Source organism: Stenotrophomonas sp. 05N37, from assembly GCF_056397365.1.
In genome coordinates, this window is record NZ_JBFTNG010000001.1 from 1 (window position 1) to 16329 (window position 16329).

16 protein-coding genes and 2 tRNA genes are annotated in these 16329 nt (G+C 68.1%); 4 read left to right on the forward strand and 14 right to left on the reverse strand.

Annotated elements, in window-relative coordinates:
* Nucleotides 1-29: 29 nt before the first annotated feature.
* A tRNA-Glu gene (locus AC1DGC_RS00005) sits at nucleotides 30-105 on the forward strand.
* Between the two features lie 79 nt (nucleotides 106-184).
* On the opposite strand, the gene AC1DGC_RS00010 is transcribed toward AC1DGC_RS00005, so the two are convergent.
* Complete coding sequence (locus AC1DGC_RS00010) at nucleotides 185-601, reverse strand: GNAT family N-acetyltransferase (protein ID WP_478046932.1); 417 nt, start codon at nucleotides 599-601, stop codon at nucleotides 185-187.
* Between the two features lie 104 nt (nucleotides 602-705).
* Between AC1DGC_RS00010 and AC1DGC_RS00015 the strand changes: the two genes are divergently transcribed.
* Nucleotides 706-1662, forward strand: coding sequence for an SOS response-associated peptidase family protein (locus AC1DGC_RS00015; RefSeq protein ID WP_478046933.1), 957 nt, complete (start codon nucleotides 706-708; stop codon nucleotides 1660-1662).
* A gap of 9 nt (nucleotides 1663-1671) precedes the next feature.
* Here the strand turns inward: AC1DGC_RS00015 and AC1DGC_RS00020 are convergent, their stop codons facing one another.
* Nucleotides 1672-2052, reverse strand: a complete 381-nt coding sequence (locus AC1DGC_RS00020) for a response regulator (protein ID WP_394163596.1) — start codon at nucleotides 2050-2052, stop codon at nucleotides 1672-1674.
* Between the two features lie 124 nt (nucleotides 2053-2176).
* On the opposite strand from AC1DGC_RS00020, the gene AC1DGC_RS00025 reads away from it, so the two are divergent.
* Both AC1DGC_RS00025 and AC1DGC_RS00030 read left to right on the forward strand, forming a co-directional pair.
* A tRNA-Leu gene (locus AC1DGC_RS00025) sits at nucleotides 2177-2263 on the forward strand.
* Between the two features lie 270 nt (nucleotides 2264-2533).
* Nucleotides 2534-3085 carry an NIF family HAD-type phosphatase gene (locus tag AC1DGC_RS00030; RefSeq protein WP_394163594.1) on the forward strand — a complete coding sequence of 184 codons (552 nt, stop codon included), beginning with the start codon at nucleotides 2534-2536 and terminating at the stop codon, nucleotides 3083-3085.
* Nucleotides 3086-3145: 60 nt separating this feature from the next.
* Here the strand turns inward: AC1DGC_RS00030 and AC1DGC_RS00035 are convergent, their stop codons facing one another.
* The 12 genes from AC1DGC_RS00035 to AC1DGC_RS00090 form a co-directional block, all read right to left on the reverse strand.
* The gene (locus tag AC1DGC_RS00035) at nucleotides 3146-3931 is read right to left on the reverse strand and encodes an AraC family transcriptional regulator (protein WP_449336325.1); all 786 of its coding nucleotides are present in this window, start codon (nucleotides 3929-3931) and stop codon (nucleotides 3146-3148) included.
* On the reverse strand, nucleotides 3928-4398 hold the full coding sequence (locus AC1DGC_RS00040) for a pilin (protein WP_478046934.1): 471 nt from the start codon (nucleotides 4396-4398) through the stop codon (nucleotides 3928-3930). Before AC1DGC_RS00040 ends, AC1DGC_RS00035 begins: the two co-directional genes overlap by 4 nt.
* Before the next feature lie 233 nt (nucleotides 4399-4631).
* Complete coding sequence (locus AC1DGC_RS00045) at nucleotides 4632-6494, reverse strand: methyl-accepting chemotaxis protein (RefSeq protein WP_478046935.1); 1863 nt, start codon at nucleotides 6492-6494, stop codon at nucleotides 4632-4634.
* A 299-nt stretch (nucleotides 6495-6793) separates the two neighbouring features.
* Nucleotides 6794-8998, reverse strand: a complete 2205-nt coding sequence (locus tag AC1DGC_RS00050) for a PAS domain S-box protein (RefSeq protein ID WP_394163588.1) — start codon at nucleotides 8996-8998, stop codon at nucleotides 6794-6796.
* Nucleotides 8999-9235: 237 nt separating this feature from the next.
* Entirely contained in the window at nucleotides 9236-11614 is a 2379-nt protein-coding gene (locus AC1DGC_RS00055) for a Tex family protein (protein WP_478046936.1), read from the reverse strand.
* A 134-nt stretch (nucleotides 11615-11748) separates the two neighbouring features.
* Complete coding sequence (locus tag AC1DGC_RS00060) at nucleotides 11749-11964, reverse strand: hypothetical protein (RefSeq protein WP_259202974.1); 216 nt, start codon at nucleotides 11962-11964, stop codon at nucleotides 11749-11751.
* A gap of 162 nt (nucleotides 11965-12126) precedes the next feature.
* Nucleotides 12127-12561, reverse strand: a complete 435-nt coding sequence (locus AC1DGC_RS00065) for a hypothetical protein (RefSeq protein WP_478047462.1) — start codon at nucleotides 12559-12561, stop codon at nucleotides 12127-12129.
* 2 nt (nucleotides 12562-12563) lie between these two features.
* Nucleotides 12564-12767: a PspC domain-containing protein gene (locus AC1DGC_RS00070; RefSeq protein ID WP_259202977.1), complete on the reverse strand. Its 204-nt coding sequence runs from the start codon at nucleotides 12765-12767 to the stop codon at nucleotides 12564-12566.
* A 50-nt stretch (nucleotides 12768-12817) separates the two neighbouring features.
* Nucleotides 12818-13189 carry a YfeK family protein gene (locus AC1DGC_RS00075; protein WP_449336328.1) on the reverse strand — a complete coding sequence of 124 codons (372 nt, stop codon included), beginning with the start codon at nucleotides 13187-13189 and terminating at the stop codon, nucleotides 12818-12820.
* On the reverse strand, nucleotides 13186-14253 hold the full coding sequence (phaC, locus tag AC1DGC_RS00080) for a class III poly(R)-hydroxyalkanoic acid synthase subunit PhaC (protein ID WP_478046937.1): 1068 nt from the start codon (nucleotides 14251-14253) through the stop codon (nucleotides 13186-13188). Before phaC ends, AC1DGC_RS00075 begins: the two co-directional genes overlap by 4 nt.
* Nucleotides 14250-15374, reverse strand: coding sequence for a class III poly(R)-hydroxyalkanoic acid synthase subunit PhaE (gene phaE / locus AC1DGC_RS00085; RefSeq protein WP_478046938.1), 1125 nt, complete (start codon nucleotides 15372-15374; stop codon nucleotides 14250-14252). Before phaE ends, phaC begins: the two co-directional genes overlap by 4 nt.
* Before the next feature lie 49 nt (nucleotides 15375-15423).
* Nucleotides 15424-16038 carry a CDP-alcohol phosphatidyltransferase family protein gene (locus AC1DGC_RS00090; RefSeq protein ID WP_259202981.1) on the reverse strand — a complete coding sequence of 205 codons (615 nt, stop codon included), beginning with the start codon at nucleotides 16036-16038 and terminating at the stop codon, nucleotides 15424-15426.
* Between the last annotated feature and the right edge of the window lie 291 nt (nucleotides 16039-16329).

Consider the following 16329-nt stretch of genomic DNA (forward strand, 5'->3'; position numbering starts at 1 on the left):
TCCGATGGAAGACAAATTCGGTTTAACGCGTCCCCATCGTCTAGAGGCCTAGGACATCACCCTTTCACGGTGGCGACCGGGGTTCGAATCCCCGTGGGGACGCCAGCTTCAAACAAACAGCCCTGACTTCGGTCGGGGCTTTTTGTTTGGGTGCTCGGCAGCGGCCCAGCGCCGACCCTCGCGCCTACGTGACCACCTTGGCCATCCCCACCGACCGGGGCGCGGTTTCCGCGAAACCAAACTGCGCATACAGGCGGTTGGCGTGGCCATCGGCAATCAGGCTGACATAGGCTCCCACCGCATGCGCGGCCAGCCACTGGTCCAACTGCTGCATCACCACCTTGCCCAGCCCCCGCCCCTGCCATGCGGGCAACACCGCGATATCCACCACCTGCAGGAAGCAGCCGCGGTCCCCGATCAGCCGTCCCATCGCCACCAGCCTACGGCCATCACGGATGCTTACCCCGAACACCGTATGCGGCAGCCCAAGCGTGGCGGCTTCGTGCGATTTGGGACTGAGCCCGGCAGCCACGCGCAGCGCGCGGTACTCGTCCACATCGGGCGTGTGGGGAAAACACTGGAGGCCGTCAGGCAGGGACATGGCAGGACACGCAACAGAAAGGAACCCCCAGCATACCCATGGGTTTCTCACCGGGTGCGACGAAGAGGCCTATGCTGTACCCCTGTCTGCCGCTGCCCTGCCCCATGTGCTATTCCGCCCAGATCCGCGCCGATTACACCAAACTGGTCCGCGAATTCGGCGCCATGCTGTCGCTGGACGAGTTCGCCCAGCTCTACGCGCACGACCCTGGCAAGCACCGCCCGAAGACCCCCAAGGCCATGGACGATGGCTTTGCCGGCGCGCGTACCGCCCAGGGCCAGGACATCGTGGCGAAGATCCAGCACTGGCATGCCGAGGAAATGCAGGCGCTGGACGAGGAGATCCGCGTGCAGTCCGCGCGCCTCAAGGAGGCCGAAGAGGCCCTGGCCCACCGCCCCACGCAGAAGGCACGCAACGCGCTGCGCGTTGCCGGCAACCGGATCGAGCGCGCGCAGGCGCGGTTGGACGACCTGCGCCGCACCGGCCTGCTGCCGCGTGACAGCCGCATCTTTCCTGGCGTATACGCGCCGGTGATCGTGTCCGAGCACGGCCAGCGGGTGATCAAGCCCATGCGCTACCAGTGCCGCCTGCCTGACAAACCCGCTCGCAACGACACGCTGTATCCGGGTACCTACAACGCCCGGCGCGACAGCCTCGCCTCGTACTGGAAGTCCGCGTTCGGGCATCGCCACGGCGTGGTGGTGGTGCAGTCGTTCTACGAACACGTCCCGCGCCATGCACTGGAACAGCGCAGGCTGGCGCCCGGCGAGAAACCGGGCAACGTGGTGCTGGAGTTTCGACCGCAGCCGCCGCGCGACCTGCTGATCGCCTGCCTGTGGTCCGAGTGGGAGGGCCCCGAAGGCCGCCTGCTGTCCTTTGCCGCCATCACCGATGAACCGCCGCGTGACGTGGCGGCGGCGGGCCATGATCGCTGTATCGTGCCGATCCGGGCCGAATACCTGGATGCGTGGCTCAACCCGGACCCGCAGGACCTGGCCGCGCTCTACCGCATCCTGGATGACCGCGAGCCCGTATCACTGGCGTACGCCGAGGCGGCGTGAGCCACCCGCTCAGCTGGCGACCGACGCGCCCCGCAGCGCGCGCGCCAGCGCGGCGTTCAGTTCCGCGGTGAGATAGGGCTTGCCCAGCAACACGCCACTGCGGAATACCTCGGGCAGGTGGTCCGGCGCCATGCCGGTGGCGAGCACGAACGGAATGCCGCGCGCGCCCAGGCCAGCCGCAACGGCCTCACTGGTTTCGTTGTTGGCCAGCCGGTAATCCAGCAAGGCGACCTGGGGATCGCTGGCCCCCAGCAAGCGCAACGCCTCGGACACCGATGCCGCCACCCCCACCACGACCGCACCGGACTGCACCAGCTGCATCTGCAGCAGCGTGGCGCTCATCTCATCGTTTTCCACCACCAGTACCCGCAGATCCTGCAACGCGCTCATACCGGCTCCCTGTATGGTTCAGCACGGTGAGTATAGCGTCCCGCCCAGATGACGGCCGCATGGCGACTGAAGCATTCAGATCTCCCCAGACCGTCGTGTTTTGTATACACTACGCGGCCAGCCAGCCGAAGTGGCGGAATCGGTAGACGCAGCGGACTCAAAATCCGCCGCCCTTAAAAGCGTGTGGGTTCGAGTCCCACCTTCGGCACCATGGAACACGCAGAGGCCAGATCCCACGGATCTGGCCTTTTGCGTTTCAGCCGCCGGCCGTTTTGCGGCCTGATGGCGATACTGCGGTATCCGTCGCACGACCGGCCGACGGCATGCGTCGCCGCCGCGGCCGGGTCCCGGCCGACAGCGTCGATCGCATCACGTCGTCCCGCGCGCCGGGCACCGCGTACCGGCTTGCTGCGCTCGCACGAGGTGCCTACGCTGTTGTCAGGGACCGCCGCAGCGGCGCCCGTTTCCAAGGGAGTGAGGCGTGGATCGGCAAGGACGCAAACTGCTGGTGTTGGACATCGATGAAACCCTGGTGTTCGCCAGCGAACACGCGCTGGATCGCCCCGCCGACCTGCGCGTTGCCGGCTACCACGTGTACAAGCGCCCCCATCTGGACGCCTTCCTCGACTATGCGTTCGCCACTTTCGAGGTCGGGGTCTGGACGTCGTCCGGCCAAGGGTATGCGGAACCGCTGGTGGCGCAGTTGATGGGCGCGCACCCGGTTGCGTTCGTCTGGTCGTCGGCCCGCTGCAGCACCGCGCGGGATTGGGAGACCGGCCACTACGCCAGCGAGAAACGCCTGGCCAAGCTCAAGAAGCTCGGTTTCGCGCTCGACCAGATCATCGGGATCGACGACACCCCGCGCAAATACGCGAAGAACTACGGCAACCTGGTCTGCGTACGCGAGTTCACCGGCGATCCCTGCGACGACGAACTGTCCCACCTGCCCCGCTATCTGGCCCACCTCGATCGGGCACCCCGCATCCGCACCGTGGAAAAGCGCAACTGGCGGGAGCAACTGCTGCGCCTGTGATCCGTGCCGGTCGGCCGGATGCCCACGCCGTGGGCCGGTCGCATCCCATAGCGCCCATTGCTACCGGCGGGCCTGCTCGCAGTGGTCGTGCAGGCTCACGCCCAGCGTCGCGCGAAAGGCGCGCAGGAAGGTGCCGGCGTGCTTGAAGCCTATGGCGAGCGCCGCCGCGTCCACGCCCATCTCGCCACGCCGTACCCGGCGGGCGGCCTGTTTCAGCCGCACCTGCGTGCCGAACTGCAGCGGCGTGCAGCCGTAGGCGGCCAGGAACGCTTCGGAAAAATAGCGCACGGGCATGCCCAACCGGTTGGCGAGCTCGCGTGAAGGGACAGCGCGCTCGGTATGGCCGTGCATGATCAGGCAGGCGGTCTGCAGCGTGGCCAACACCTGCTGCCTGCGCGCTGGCGAGTGGCCCGGGCAGTGTGCGGCGCGGGCCGCGATCCCGCGTTGCTGGTCGGCCATGAGCAGCAGCAACGGGCGCAGATCCGCATGGCCCTGCGCCTTGCTGGCCGGTGCGGACGCGCGCCGACGCCACAGTTGGATCGCCATCCGCAGTTCGGCCGCTGGCATCTGGCCGACGCCGGGGTACATCGGCCCGGCGCCTGTGCCCAGTGCCTCCAGCGTATCGGAGGACAGGCAAACGCCGGCGCAGATCCCGAGGCGGCCCGCGCGCAGCAGCGGCGTCGAATCGGGGCCGAGCATGAGCCATCCGCCGCGACGCAGTTCCAGCCGGCCCTCGCGGCCCTCGATGACGGTACTGCCGCGCAGTTGTACCCACAGGCTGGTGACCCCGGCCGGTATCCGCAGCGGCGGCCCGGATGCAAGCACGGCAACCGGCCGCGCGTTCAAGGTGACAGGCGCTCAAGCACGGCGGTGCAGCCTGCCGGTGCCCACTCGTTGTGGGGGGCTGCACGCGACGCGCTGGTCGTGCACTGCCAGCCCTGATCGACGCTGTAGTCGAGGGCGACGAAGTCGAGGAATTCGCCGCCGCAATACAGGTGTGCCGTGCGGGCGGGAACGATGATGTCCACCACGATGGTGGTGCAGAGCGAGGACGTTCCCTGCAGGCCAACCATGCCGGGGTTGCTGACGTAGTCGCCCTGCGCGCCGGTGTTGACCAGCCACTCGGCGCCGGCCTTGCCGTGCGAGAGTTCCTCCAGCATCGCGCTGATGCGCGAGCGTGCGGTGTGGTGCCGGTAGCCGGGAACGGTGACCGCCAGCAACACCGCCAGGGCGCCGATGGCGACGATCAGCTCGACCAGGGTGATGCCGCGCTGGCGGTTGGCCCGGGGGCGGGATCGATTGAGATGGAGCATTTCGTTTCTTTGAAAGCGCGGGCGGTCTGTACGGCGGACGACGTGCGCATTGCCCGAATGGGCGTTCGACGCGTACCCGCTAGGAGACCACCCCACCCCCAGGCACACCATGCAAGGAGTGGTAAAAGCGGTTTCAGTGACGGGTTTTGCAACGATTCCGATGCGACACGCCGCGCACAGGGTCCCGCAGGGACCCTGCTGCCGGCATCGCGCCGTGGCGTGATCGCCCCTGCCTAGACCAGGCGCAGCGGCGGATGCCCAACGTGCGCCACGTGGCCGCCCGCCGCGCGTGGCGCGCCCTTGCCCGCATCCACCCGGAACGCCGCCACCGTCTGCAGCAACTGCGTGGCCTGCTCTTCCATGCTGCGCGCGGCCGCGGAGGCTTCTTCCACCAGCGCGGCGTTCTGCTGGGTGCTCTGGTCGATGTGATCGACCGCCTGGTTGATCTGGCCGATGCTCTCGCTCTGCTGCTGGGCCACCGCGCTGATCTCGGTGACCAGTGCGCTGACCCGCTTCACGTTGACCACGATCTCATCCATGGTGCGCCCTGCACTCTCGACCTGGCCGGTGCCGGTGCCCACCTTCTCCACGGAGTCGGCAATGAGCTGTTTGATCTCCTTGGCCGCACTGGCCGAGCGCTGCGACAGTTCGCGGATCTCGGTGGCGACCACGGCGAAACCACGGCCATGCTCACCGGCACGCGCGGCCTCCACGGCGGCATTCAGCGCGAGGATGTTGGTCTGGAAGGCGATGCCGTCGATCACCCCGATGATGTCCACGATGCGGCGCGACGATGCGTTGATCAGCGCCATCGTGGAGACCACTTCGTGCACGACGTGGCCGCCCTGCGCAGCCACGTCTACCGCGCCGATCGCCAGTTCGCTGGCCTGGCGCGCGTTGGCGGCGGTCTGCTGCACGGTCGCGGTGAGGCCCTTCATCGAGACCGCGGTTTCCTCCAGCGACGCCGCCTGCTGCTCGGTGCGGACCGACAGGTCGCTGTTGCCTTCGGCGATCTCGCTGGCGCCCACCGCGATGGTATCGGCGGCGAACTTGATCTGGCCGATGATCGTGGCCATCGCATCGACCAGCGCGTTGATGCCTTCGCACAGCTCGGCGATGTGGCCGGTCTTGTCCGCGGTGGCGATGTGCCCGGTGAGGTCGCCGCCCTGCGCCGCGGCCACCACCTCGCGGGTCTGCGCGACGGCTTGCTGCATGGCCTGGCTGTCGCGCACCTGGGCGGTGATGTCGGTGGCGTACTTGACCACCTTGAACGGACGCCCGTTCATGTCGAAGATCGGGTTGTAGGAAGCCTGGATCCAGACCTCCCGGCCGCCTTTGCCAAAGCGCCTGTACTGGCCGGCGTCATACTCGCCGCGCCCCAGCTTCTCCCAGAACTGGCGGTATTCCAGGCTCTGGCGGTGCTCGGGGTCGACGAAAATCGCATGGTGCTGGCCACGCACCTCGTCCAGCGTGTAGCCGGTGGTGGCCAGGAAATTGTCGTTGGCCGACAGGATGCGGCCATCCAGGCCGAACTCGATCACCGCCTGCGATTTGTTGATCGCCGCCAGCTGGCCGGAGACATCGGCGGCCTGCTGCATCTGCGCGGTGATGTCGGTGGCGAATTTCACCACCTTGTAGGGACGCCCGTTGGCATCCAGCACCGGGTTGTAGGAGGCTTGGATCCAGATCTCGCGGCCGCCCTTGCCCAGCCGGCGGTACTGCCCGGCGTCGTACTCGCCGCGCCCGAGCTTGGCCCAGAACTCCCGGTACTCCAGGCTCTGGGCAAGGGCCGGGTCGACGAACATCGCATGGTGCCGGCCCTGGATTTCCTCCAGCGCGTAGCCCACGGCCTGCAGGAAGTTGTCGTTGGCGTGGAGGATGGTCCCGTCCAGGTCGAATTCGATCACCGCCTGCACCCGGTGCAGCGCGGCGACCTGCGCCTCCAGCTCGCGCTGGCGCCGCTGCTGGGCGGCATCGGCGGTGCCGCGCGCATCGCGGCGGGCTACGAACGGTGCAACCAGTGCGCGCCACGGCGAAACGCCGGCGTCGGCAACCTGTTCCTGCACATGCGCATGCATGCCTGAAGTAAGCATCATCTGATCCTCGGTGCCCGGTAGCTGGTGGGATCCGGCGGGCAACATGCCCGCCGGCACATCGGTTGGCTTGGGGACGTGCGAAGACACCCGTGGGCTGGCGTCATTCCTGCGGCTTGTACAACATGGTCCTGCTTCCTGCAGACGCTGTGTTGCAAAGGCACGCGGTCCCGGCCACACGAGCGGGGGGGCAGCCAAGGGCCAGCGCGGACCCACGCGAAGGTGGCTCCAATACCGGTATCGACTGGCGCTGAGGAAAGTTTAGGGCGGACCAATCAAAGGGGGCGGCCCGGGCGGCGGGCTCAGCCCTCGCCGCCCTCGCTGGTCTCGACCGCGTCCAGCGGGTCGCTGGCCTGGCCGAGCGGCACCTCGACCTGGACGTTGTTCTTGCCCAGCGCCTTGGCCCGGTAGCACTGGGCATCGGCGGCGGCCACGGCCGAATCCACGCTCATGTTGCCGCCGATCGCCGCGATGCCGATGCTGGCGCCCACGCTGAGCCGCTGCAGGTCCCACGGGATGGTCAGGCTCCGCACCGATTCGAGCAGGTCGCTGGCGATGCGGCGGGCGCGCTTGAGCGAGCAACCGGCCAGGATCACCGCGAACTCGTCGCCGCCCAGCCGGGCCACGATGTCCGAGTCGCGCACCCCATGGCGCAGCACGTTGGCCACCGCCCACAACATGGCGTCCCCGGCCAGGTGGCCGTGGCTGTCGTTGATCGGCTTGAAGTTGTCCAGGTCGATGAACATCAGCGAGGCCGATTGCCCGGTGCGGGCCACCCGGGTGATGGCCTGCTGCAGGTGCGCCTCGAAGCCGCGGCGGTTGCTCAGTTCGGTCAACGGGTCCACCTCGGCCAGGTGGCGGGCCTCGCGCTGGCGGGCGCGCTGCTGGGTGACGTCACGGATCACCCAGACCGCCCCCGTGACCTGTCCATCCTCGCCACGAAGCCAGGCCCGGGTCACATCGACCGGCACCAGCTGTGCCCCCACCGACAGCAGCAGGTCCGAGTGCAGGTCCACCGCGTTGCTGTCCGGGTCCAGCAGCACCGCGATGTCCAGGGGCGACCGCGGCGCGTACTCGGTGGTCAGCTCCATCACGTCCTGCACCTGGCCATGGGTCAGCGGCGCGGCCCCCTCACCCGCCAGCGCGCGGGTCGCCGCAGCGTTGGCATATTGGATCTGGCCGTGCAGGTCCAGGGTGAGCACCATGTCGGCCACCGCATCCAGGGTGACCCGGGTGCGCTGTTCGGAGTCGCGCAGTTGCAGGCTGCTCTGGCGCTGGGCGGTGACGTCCTGGATCTGCGACACGAAATGCAGCGGTTCGCCGTGCTCCGAGCGCACCAGCGACACCGACAACCGGCCCCAGACCACGTTGCCGGCCCTGCCCAGGTAGCGCTTGTCCATGTGGTAGTGGTCGCGGCGCCCCGCCAGCAGGTCGCCGACCAGGGCCAGGTCGGCATGCAGGTCGTCGGGGTGGGTCAGGGTCTGGAAGTCGATCTCCAGCAACTCGGCACGGGTGTAGCCGAGGATGCCGCACAGGGCATCGTTGACGTCCATCCAGCGCCCTTCCAGCGACACCAGCGCCATGCCCAGCGCCGCCGAGGAGAATGCACCGGAGAATTTCTCGGCCGCCAGGTAGGCCTGCTCGCGCACTTCGATCATCGGGGTGATGTCCACGGCCATGCCCACATACCCCAGTCGCTGGCCGCCGGCACAGTTGAGCGGGCTGATCGACAACCGGACCTGGCGATGCTCGCCATCCTTGCGCACGAACGTCCACTGGTGCGACCAGGTGCCCTGTGCGGCCTGGGCGGTGAGCGCCTCGAAGACGGTCGGCATGCGCCCGTCCGCGTCGGCCTGCGGGCGCAGGTAATCCATCATTTCGTCGGGGTCGTGGAACACGCCGGGGTTGGCCTTGCCGATCACGTCCTCGGCGCTGTAGCCCAGCAGCTTCTGCGCGCCGGTATTGAACAGGTTGATCACCCCGTCCACGTCGGTGGCAATCACCGCCACCTCGTCGGACGCATCCACCACCGCCTGCAGGCGCTGGCGCATGTTGGCCGCGTCCTGGCGCGCGTTCTGCAGGTCGGTCACATCGGCATGCGCGCCGGCCATCCACAGCGGGCGCCCCGCGTCATCCCACTCGTAGACGCGGCCGCGGTCCTGCACCCAGATCCAGTGGCCGTTCTTGTGCCGCATCCGGCACAGGCTGTCGTAGTGCGGCGAGCGTCCTTCCATGTGCTCGTTGAGCAGCGCGTTGGACTGGGCCAGGTCGTCGGGATGGACCAGCCGGAAGAAGGTCTCCGGGGTGATCGGGGCCAGTTCGTCGCGGGTGTAGCCCACGATCTGCGCCCAGCGCTCGTTGACCCACATCCGCCCGTCCTGGATGTTCCACTCCCAGGTGCCGGCGGCGGTGCCCTCGATGATCATCTGCAGGCGCCGATGGCGCTCGGTGATGTCGCGCAGCGCGGGGTCGCCGCCAGACCCGATGTCGGTGCGATCGTGGCTCACCGGCACGCCCACGCGCGCGGCGTCGTGCGCGATCGCACGGCGTTGGGCCCCGCCCGGTCCTCCGGTCCTGCCTGCTGCACTGTCATCTGGCCTCCCCGCCCGAGCCCCAGCCTACGGGCATTTGAGGGGAAGTGTGACCAAAGCGGGGTGAAACCAGAAGTGCCGCCGCCAGAGCAGCCGCCCGGACAGGCCGGGGGCCGCACGCGGCGGGCCCCCGGCACCCTGCCCGGCGGAGGCTCAGCCGCCCCGTTTGGCGCGGGCGAAGGCGTCGGCCAGGGCGTTGTTGGCCGGCGGCGCGGCGCTGCCCGGGCGCGGACCGGACGGGCCGCCACGGCCGCCATTGCGCGGGCCCGCCCCACCACCGTCACGGCGGCCACCGCCTGCGCCGGCCGGGCGCGCATCGCGCTCGCCGGGGGCCTTGGCCGGGGCCGGGGTGTCATCCAGGCGCCGGGTCAGGGCGATGCGCTTGCGCGCCACGTCCACCTCCAGCACCTTCACTTTGACGATGTCGCCGGCCTTGACCACATCGCGCGGGTCCTTGACGTAGGTGTCCGACAGCGCGGAGATGTGGATCAGGCCGTCCTGGTGTACGCCGATGTCCACGAACGCACCGAAGGCGGCCACGTTGCTGACCACGCCCTCGAGGATCATCCCGACCTTGAGGTCCTTGAGTTCTTCCACGCCCTCGGCGAACTGCGCCGCCTTGAACTCCGGGCGCGGGTCGCGGCCGGGCTTTTCCAGTTCCTTGAGGATGTCGCGCACGGTCGGCACGCCAAACGTCGCATCGGTGAACTGTTCGGCCTTGAGCCCGCGCAGGAAGCTGCCATCGCCGATCAACGCCTTGATCGGGCGCGCGGTGGCGGCCACGATGCGTTCGACCACCGGATAGGCTTCGGGATGCACCGAGGACGCATCCAGCGGCTGGTCGCCGTCGGCGATGCGCAGGAAGCCGGCGCACTGCTCGAAGGTCTTGTCGCCCAGGCGCGGCACCTTGAGCAGGTCCTTGCGGCGCTTGAACGGGCCGTTGTCGTCGCGGTGGCGCACGATGTTCTCGGCCACCGTCGAGGACAGCCCGGACACGCGCGCGAGCAGCGCGGCCGAGGCGGTGTTGACCTCCACGCCGACCGCGTTGACGCAGTCTTCCACGCGCGCATCCAGCGCGCGGGCCAACCGGTACTGGTCCACGTCGTGCTGGTACTGGCCCACGCCGATCGCCTTCGGCTCGATCTTGACCAGCTCGGCCAGCGGGTCCTGCAGGCGGCGGGCGATGGACACCGCACCGCGGATGGACACGTCCAGGTCCGGGAACTCCTTGGCCGCAAACTCCGAGGCCGAGTACACCGACGCGCCGGCCTCGCTGACCACGATCTTCTGCAACCGGGCATCGCCCAGCGCCTTGATGACGTCGCCGGCCAGCTTGTCGGTCTCGCGGCTGGCGGTGCCGTTGCCGATCGCGATCAACTCCACGTTGTGCTTCTGGCACAGCTGCTTGAGGGTGTGCAGCGACGCGTCCCACTGCCGCCGCGGTTCATGCGGGTAGATGGTGTCGGTGGCCACCAGCTTGCCGGTGGCGTCCACCACGGCGATCTTGCAGCCTGTGCGGATGCCCGGGTCCAGCCCGAGCACGGTCTTGGGGCCGGCCGGCGCGGCCAGCAGCAGGTCCTTGAGGTTGTCGCCAAACACCGCGATCGCCTCGGCCTCGGCCTTCTCGCGGGCCTGGTTGAACAGGTCCAGCAGCAGGTGCATGTGCAGCTTGGCACGCCAGGTCAGGCGGCACGCATCCAGCAGCCAGCGGTCGCCGGGGCGGCCCGCGTCGCGGATGCCGGCCTTGTAGGCGACGCGGCCTTCGGCGTACACGTGGCCGGCCTCGGCATCGCTGCCGGGGTCCAGTTCGAGGAACAGGATTTCCTCGCGGCGTGCGCGGAACAACGCCAGCAGCCGGTGCGAGGGGATCTTCGCCAGCGATTCGGCATGATCGAAATAGTCGCGGTACTTGGCGCCCTGCTCTTCCTTGCCTTCGGCGACACGGGCGCGGATGACCCCATTCTCGCCCAGCCAGCTGCGCAGCTCGCCGACCAATGCCGCATCTTCGCCCCAGCGCTCCATCAGGATGGCGCGGGCGCCTTCCAGCGCCGCCTTGGTGTCGGCCACGCCCTTGTCGGTATCGACGAAGGAGGCGGCAACGACCTGCGGGTCCCGGGTCGGATCGGCCAGCAGGCCGTCGGCCAGCGGTTCCAGCCCGGCTTCACGCGCGATCTGGGCGCGGGTGCGGCGCTTGGGCTTGTACGGCAGGTAGAGGTCTTCCAGGCGCGACTTGGTATCCGCGGCGAGGATATCGTTGCGCAGCTCGTCACTGAGCTTGCCCTGCTCGTCGATGCTGGACAGCACCGCGGCGCGGCGGTCTTCCAGCTCGCGCAGGTAGGTCAGGCGCGTTTCGAGGTTGCGCAGCTGGGTGTCGTCCAGGCCGCCGGTGACTTCCTTCCGGTAGCGGGCGATGAACGGGACGCTGGCGCCTTCGTCCAACAGGTCGATGGCGGCACGCGCCTGGGCAGGCTGGGCGCCGATTTCTTCGGCGATGGTCTGGGCGATCTGCTGGGCGAGCTTGATGTCAGGCATTGCTTCCGGCCGGAGCCGCAGTACGGAAAGACCCGATTGTGGCAATGCATGGCGGCGGGGGGAAGGCGTTGACAGCCGGCACCTAACCTGTCGCCAATGGCGTGCGGTGCCGACCGCGGGCCGGCGCTACCGGCTCATCGATAAAGCTGCGACGTGCGTTGGTGGACCAGGTCGTCGCGCATCGACTCCAGCGCCATCACCCGGATCCGACCAATCCCGGGAAGCTCCATGAACCGTTCGGTGTAGATCTCCGGCCCAGCGTCGGTATCGGCCCGTGACTTGCTGAAACCATGGGGCACCAGCCCCTTGTCGCCATCCTTGCTACCACCGACATAAAGAACGATTGCCATGTGATGTGTTCCTCCAATAAAGCATCGTGCATATACAACAGCCACCAGCTTAGCGCGGCGAACCTGACTGATACGTCATTTAGCCTAATAACCATTGTTTGCATGCAGATGACGTCGCATTGCACGACGTTTTATTTACGCAAATTTAACGGCCAGATAACGCTATGGCCACCAGCCGCGTCCGGTCATCGCATACACATCGGCGGCCCGCTCGAACGGATTGCGCGCACTGACGCCCCCGCAGAGCAGGTATACCGGCAGGTACAGCGGCCCCAGCACCAGGTACTGGTAGACGTGCGCGCGTTCGTGGTGGTGCAGGCCGATCACCGGCTCGGTGCACTCGCCCGCCTGGTGGGCGTAGGTGCGGCATGGCACGTCCAGCACCGGGCCGGTGTGCAGGATCACGTTGCCCAGTGTGATCGCCCCGCCCGGCCCCCACGGCCACTCACGGAACACCACCGCCAGGTCACGCTGATTCCATGACGCACGCGCACCGGCCAGCATGCCTGCCAGGCCGGCAACCAGTCCGATCAGGGTGTTGGGCGCAGTCCACAGCGCACCCAGCCCCTGCAGGATGCGCAGCCCCGGCGTGGGCAGGCTCAATCGGCCTCGTTGGGGATCAGCAGCCACAGGATCAGGTAGACCAGGATGCCGGGGAACGCCGCCGACAGCACCGAGACCAGCACGAACAGCACCCGCACCAGGGTGGAACTCCAGCCGAAGCGGTGCGCGATGCCGCCCATCACCCCGGCGATCATGCGGTCGTTGAGCGAGCGCGACAGCGGTTGCGGGGTGGCATTCATGGCAGCGGTCTCCGGCAGCGGGCGATGGCGGACTGTAGCGCGGACGATGTCTACGGCGTGCGTTGGCGCAGGGCCGTCAAGCGGGCGCCGAACCAAACCGCGGCGGTCTGCTCGGGCTGACCCGGGCAGGCGATGCGGTAGGGCTTGCCGCTCATGCTGCTCTGGCTGGCGGCGCGCTCGATGAACTGCTCGGCGGTGTCCACCTTGTCTTTCTTGAGCAGGTAGTCGTACTTGCGCTGCAGGTGCGCGCGCGCTTCGGCGGCATCGTGCCAGCTGCCATTGCGCTGGAAACGGCAGTTGGAGCCATCCAACGCACCGATCAGGCCGGCAATCTCGCGGCGGGCGCTATCGGTCGGGGCGGCCAGCGCAAGGCCGGGGGCGATGAGCGCCAGGGCGAGCACGGATCGGGTGCGATGGGTCATGCGGAACGTTCCTTCAACCAATCGGTAATCGTACCGGGAACCTCGCGCTGGGCGCGTCCGGACACATAAATGCCGATGTGGCCGCCGCGGAAACTGCTTTCGGTGTAGTCCGCGCTGCCAATCCGCCCGCGCATCGCGCGTGACGCATCCGGCGGCACCAGGTGGTCCTGCTCGGCGTAGATGTTGAGCACCGGCAGGGTCACCTGCGACAACTGCACCGTGTCCTCGCCGATGCGCACGCCGTCGTGCATCAGGCCGTTGGCCTGGTAGAACTGCTTGATGAAGTCACGGAACGTCTCGCCGGCCAGGTCGGGCGAATCGAAGATCCACTTTTCCATGCGCAGGAAGTCCTCCAGCGCGGCCTTGTCGTCGAGGATGTCGAGCAGGCCGACGTACTTCTGTACGTTGAGCCGGAACGGCTTGAGCATCAGGTAGCTGGCATTCATCAGGTCAGCCGGGATGTTGCCCAGCGTGTCCACCAGCAGGTCCACGTCCACCTGCCGTGCCCAGTGCGAGAGCATGTTGTCCGGGGTCTGGAAGTCGACCGGGGTGACCATGGTGATGAGGTTGGCCAGCTTGTGCTGGCGCAGCGCGGCATAGCACAGCGCGAATACCCCGCCCTGGCAGATGCCGAGCATGTTGATCGGCGCCCCGCTTTGCACCTGCAGGTGGTCCACCGCGCCATCGACGAAGCGCAGCACGTAGTCCTCCAGGGTCTGGTAGCGCTCGGACCGATCGGGGTAGCCCCAGTCCAGCACATACACGTCGTGGCCGAGGGCCAGCAGGCGTTGGACCAGCGAGCGGTCGGCCTGCAGGTCGACCATGTACGGGCGGTTGACCAGCGCGTAGACGATCAGCAGCGGGGTCGCATGCACCGGCGTGTCGGTACCGACGAACCGGTATAGCGCGACCTTGCCGTCGCGCCAGACCTCCTCGCGTGCGGTGGCGCCGTAGTCCACGTCCTCCACCGACGGCAGCAGGGTGAGCCCATCCAGCAGCTTGCGCTGCATGGCCAGGGTTTCCTGCAGCAGGTCGTCCGCGTTGAAGCCCAAGGGCCCTTTCATGGCGTGCGCGTCTTCTTCGGCCGGGCCGCTGCGGGGGTTGCAGCGGCCTTGGGCGCGGATTTCTCGGCCGATTTACTGCCGGCTGATTTACCGGGGGCTTTACGGGCGACTTTCCTGGCGGCGGTCCTGGGTGGCCTGGCCGACGCAGCGGCGGCTGCGCCCGGCGACGCCGTGCCAGCGCGCGTGCGCGCCGGCGGCGGTGTTTTCGGCGCGGAGGAGGCCTTCGGCGCCGCATCCGCCATCATCCGCCGGACCAGCCGCTCCAGTTCGGTGATGCGGCGATGCGCCGCGTCCATCTCGGTGCGGGTGGGCATGCCGATCGCCTCGCAGACCCGCTCGATCTCCTGCTGGGTCGCTGCGCGCAGGCGCATCTGGGCATTGCCGAGCGACGCATAGATGCGCTGGAACGCGTCGGACATGGCTACCTTGGCATACGCCTCTTCGGCGGCCTCGATCCACAGGTCGAACATCGCCCGGGCACTGGTCAGCTGGTTGCCGGGCTGCTCATGCTCGGCCAGGCGCTGTTCGAACAGCTTGAACGCCTCATCGAGCGCCTGCTTGATCTGGTCCACGTAGTCGCTGGAGTGCGCCTGGTACTCCTGCTGGGCGCGCAGCAGCGCCTGCCAGCGGGCCTGGTGCTCGCGGCCGGGACCGAACGCCGGGCTCTGCAGCCACGGCCCGAGGTCGCGCTGCAGCGTTTCCAGCAGCTTCAGCAGGTCCGGTCCACCGGCCTGGGTCTGCCCGCGCGCGCCCTGCAGCATCCACTGCAGCAGCCCGTCGCCCTGGCCTTCCACGGCCTGCTTCCAGGCCTGGGCCACGTCGGCACTGCTGGCATCGCGGCCGGCGAACTGGGCCGCCACCTGCTGCATCGTGCCGTACCAGCCGCCGGCCTGTTCGCGGAAACGGTGCACCGCCGCGTCGGCCGGACTGCTGGTGGCGTTGGGCATCATCTGCGCCCACCAGTCGATGGCCTGCTGCCAGCTGCCCTGCCCCGCTGCGCCGGGACCGCCCGGCCCAGGCGGCACCGCGGCATGCCGCAGCGCATCGCCCCAGGCGCTGAAATACTGCCGCGCCAGGGCCTCGATGTCGCCTGCATTGCTGCCGCTGCCGGCGGTGCTCATGCCAACACTCCGTGCAGGATCGAATCGAACGGCATGGGCGTGTTCCGGCTCACGGCTTGGGGATGCGCAGGGTCTTGCTGATCATCAGCGAACCGGACAGCGCGAACAACAGCACCATCGGGTGCAACTGCCACGGGCCCAGTTGCCACTGGCCCAGCCACAGGTCCTGGCCGATCGCGCCCATGCTGGCCGCCACGGCCAGCACCACCACCAGCGCCAGGCTGGTCGGGATCGGCGTGCCCTCGAAGTACGGCACTTTGTCGCCTTCGCCGGCCAGGGCCTCGGCGGTCACGTTGTAGCGCGCCAGCCGGCTCACCCCGCAGCACACGAAGTAACTCAGTACCAGCCAGTCCCAGCCGCCCTGCATACCGCAGGCATAGGCCAGCGCGGCCGGGGCCACGCCGAAGGAAATGATGTCCGACAGCGAGTCGAGCTCGCGGCCCAGGGTGGAACTGGACTTGCGCCAGCGCGCGATGCGCCCGTCCAGCGCGTCGAAAATGAAGGCCAGCGGGATCAGCGCCATGCCGAAGAGCAGGTAGCTGCGCTCGCCATCCTGCAGGAAGCGCATCGCGGCGAACACCGCGCCGGTGCCGCAGAAGGCGTTGGCCAGGGTGAACCAGTCCGCCAGGTGGAACTCGCGCAGCATCGAGAAGTGACGTTTCATGGAATATCTGTTGACGGCAATCGCAAGAGAGTACCGCGACCGGCCCGAACCGTCACAGAGCAGATGGCCGCCAGCATCTTGATCGGCGTTGCCGTCGCCTTCACGCGACGACGACCTGCGGTGAATTTTTGACCACCCATCTTGACAGCAAGGAGCGGCGGGGGCTGCCACCGCTTATCCACAAACTTGCGCACCAGTCATCCACACCCCCTGTGGACAACTCAGTCTCAATAGACGCGACGGTGGTGATTTATTGATCACCCGCCGTTATCTCCGGCTGCTCCGCAGGCA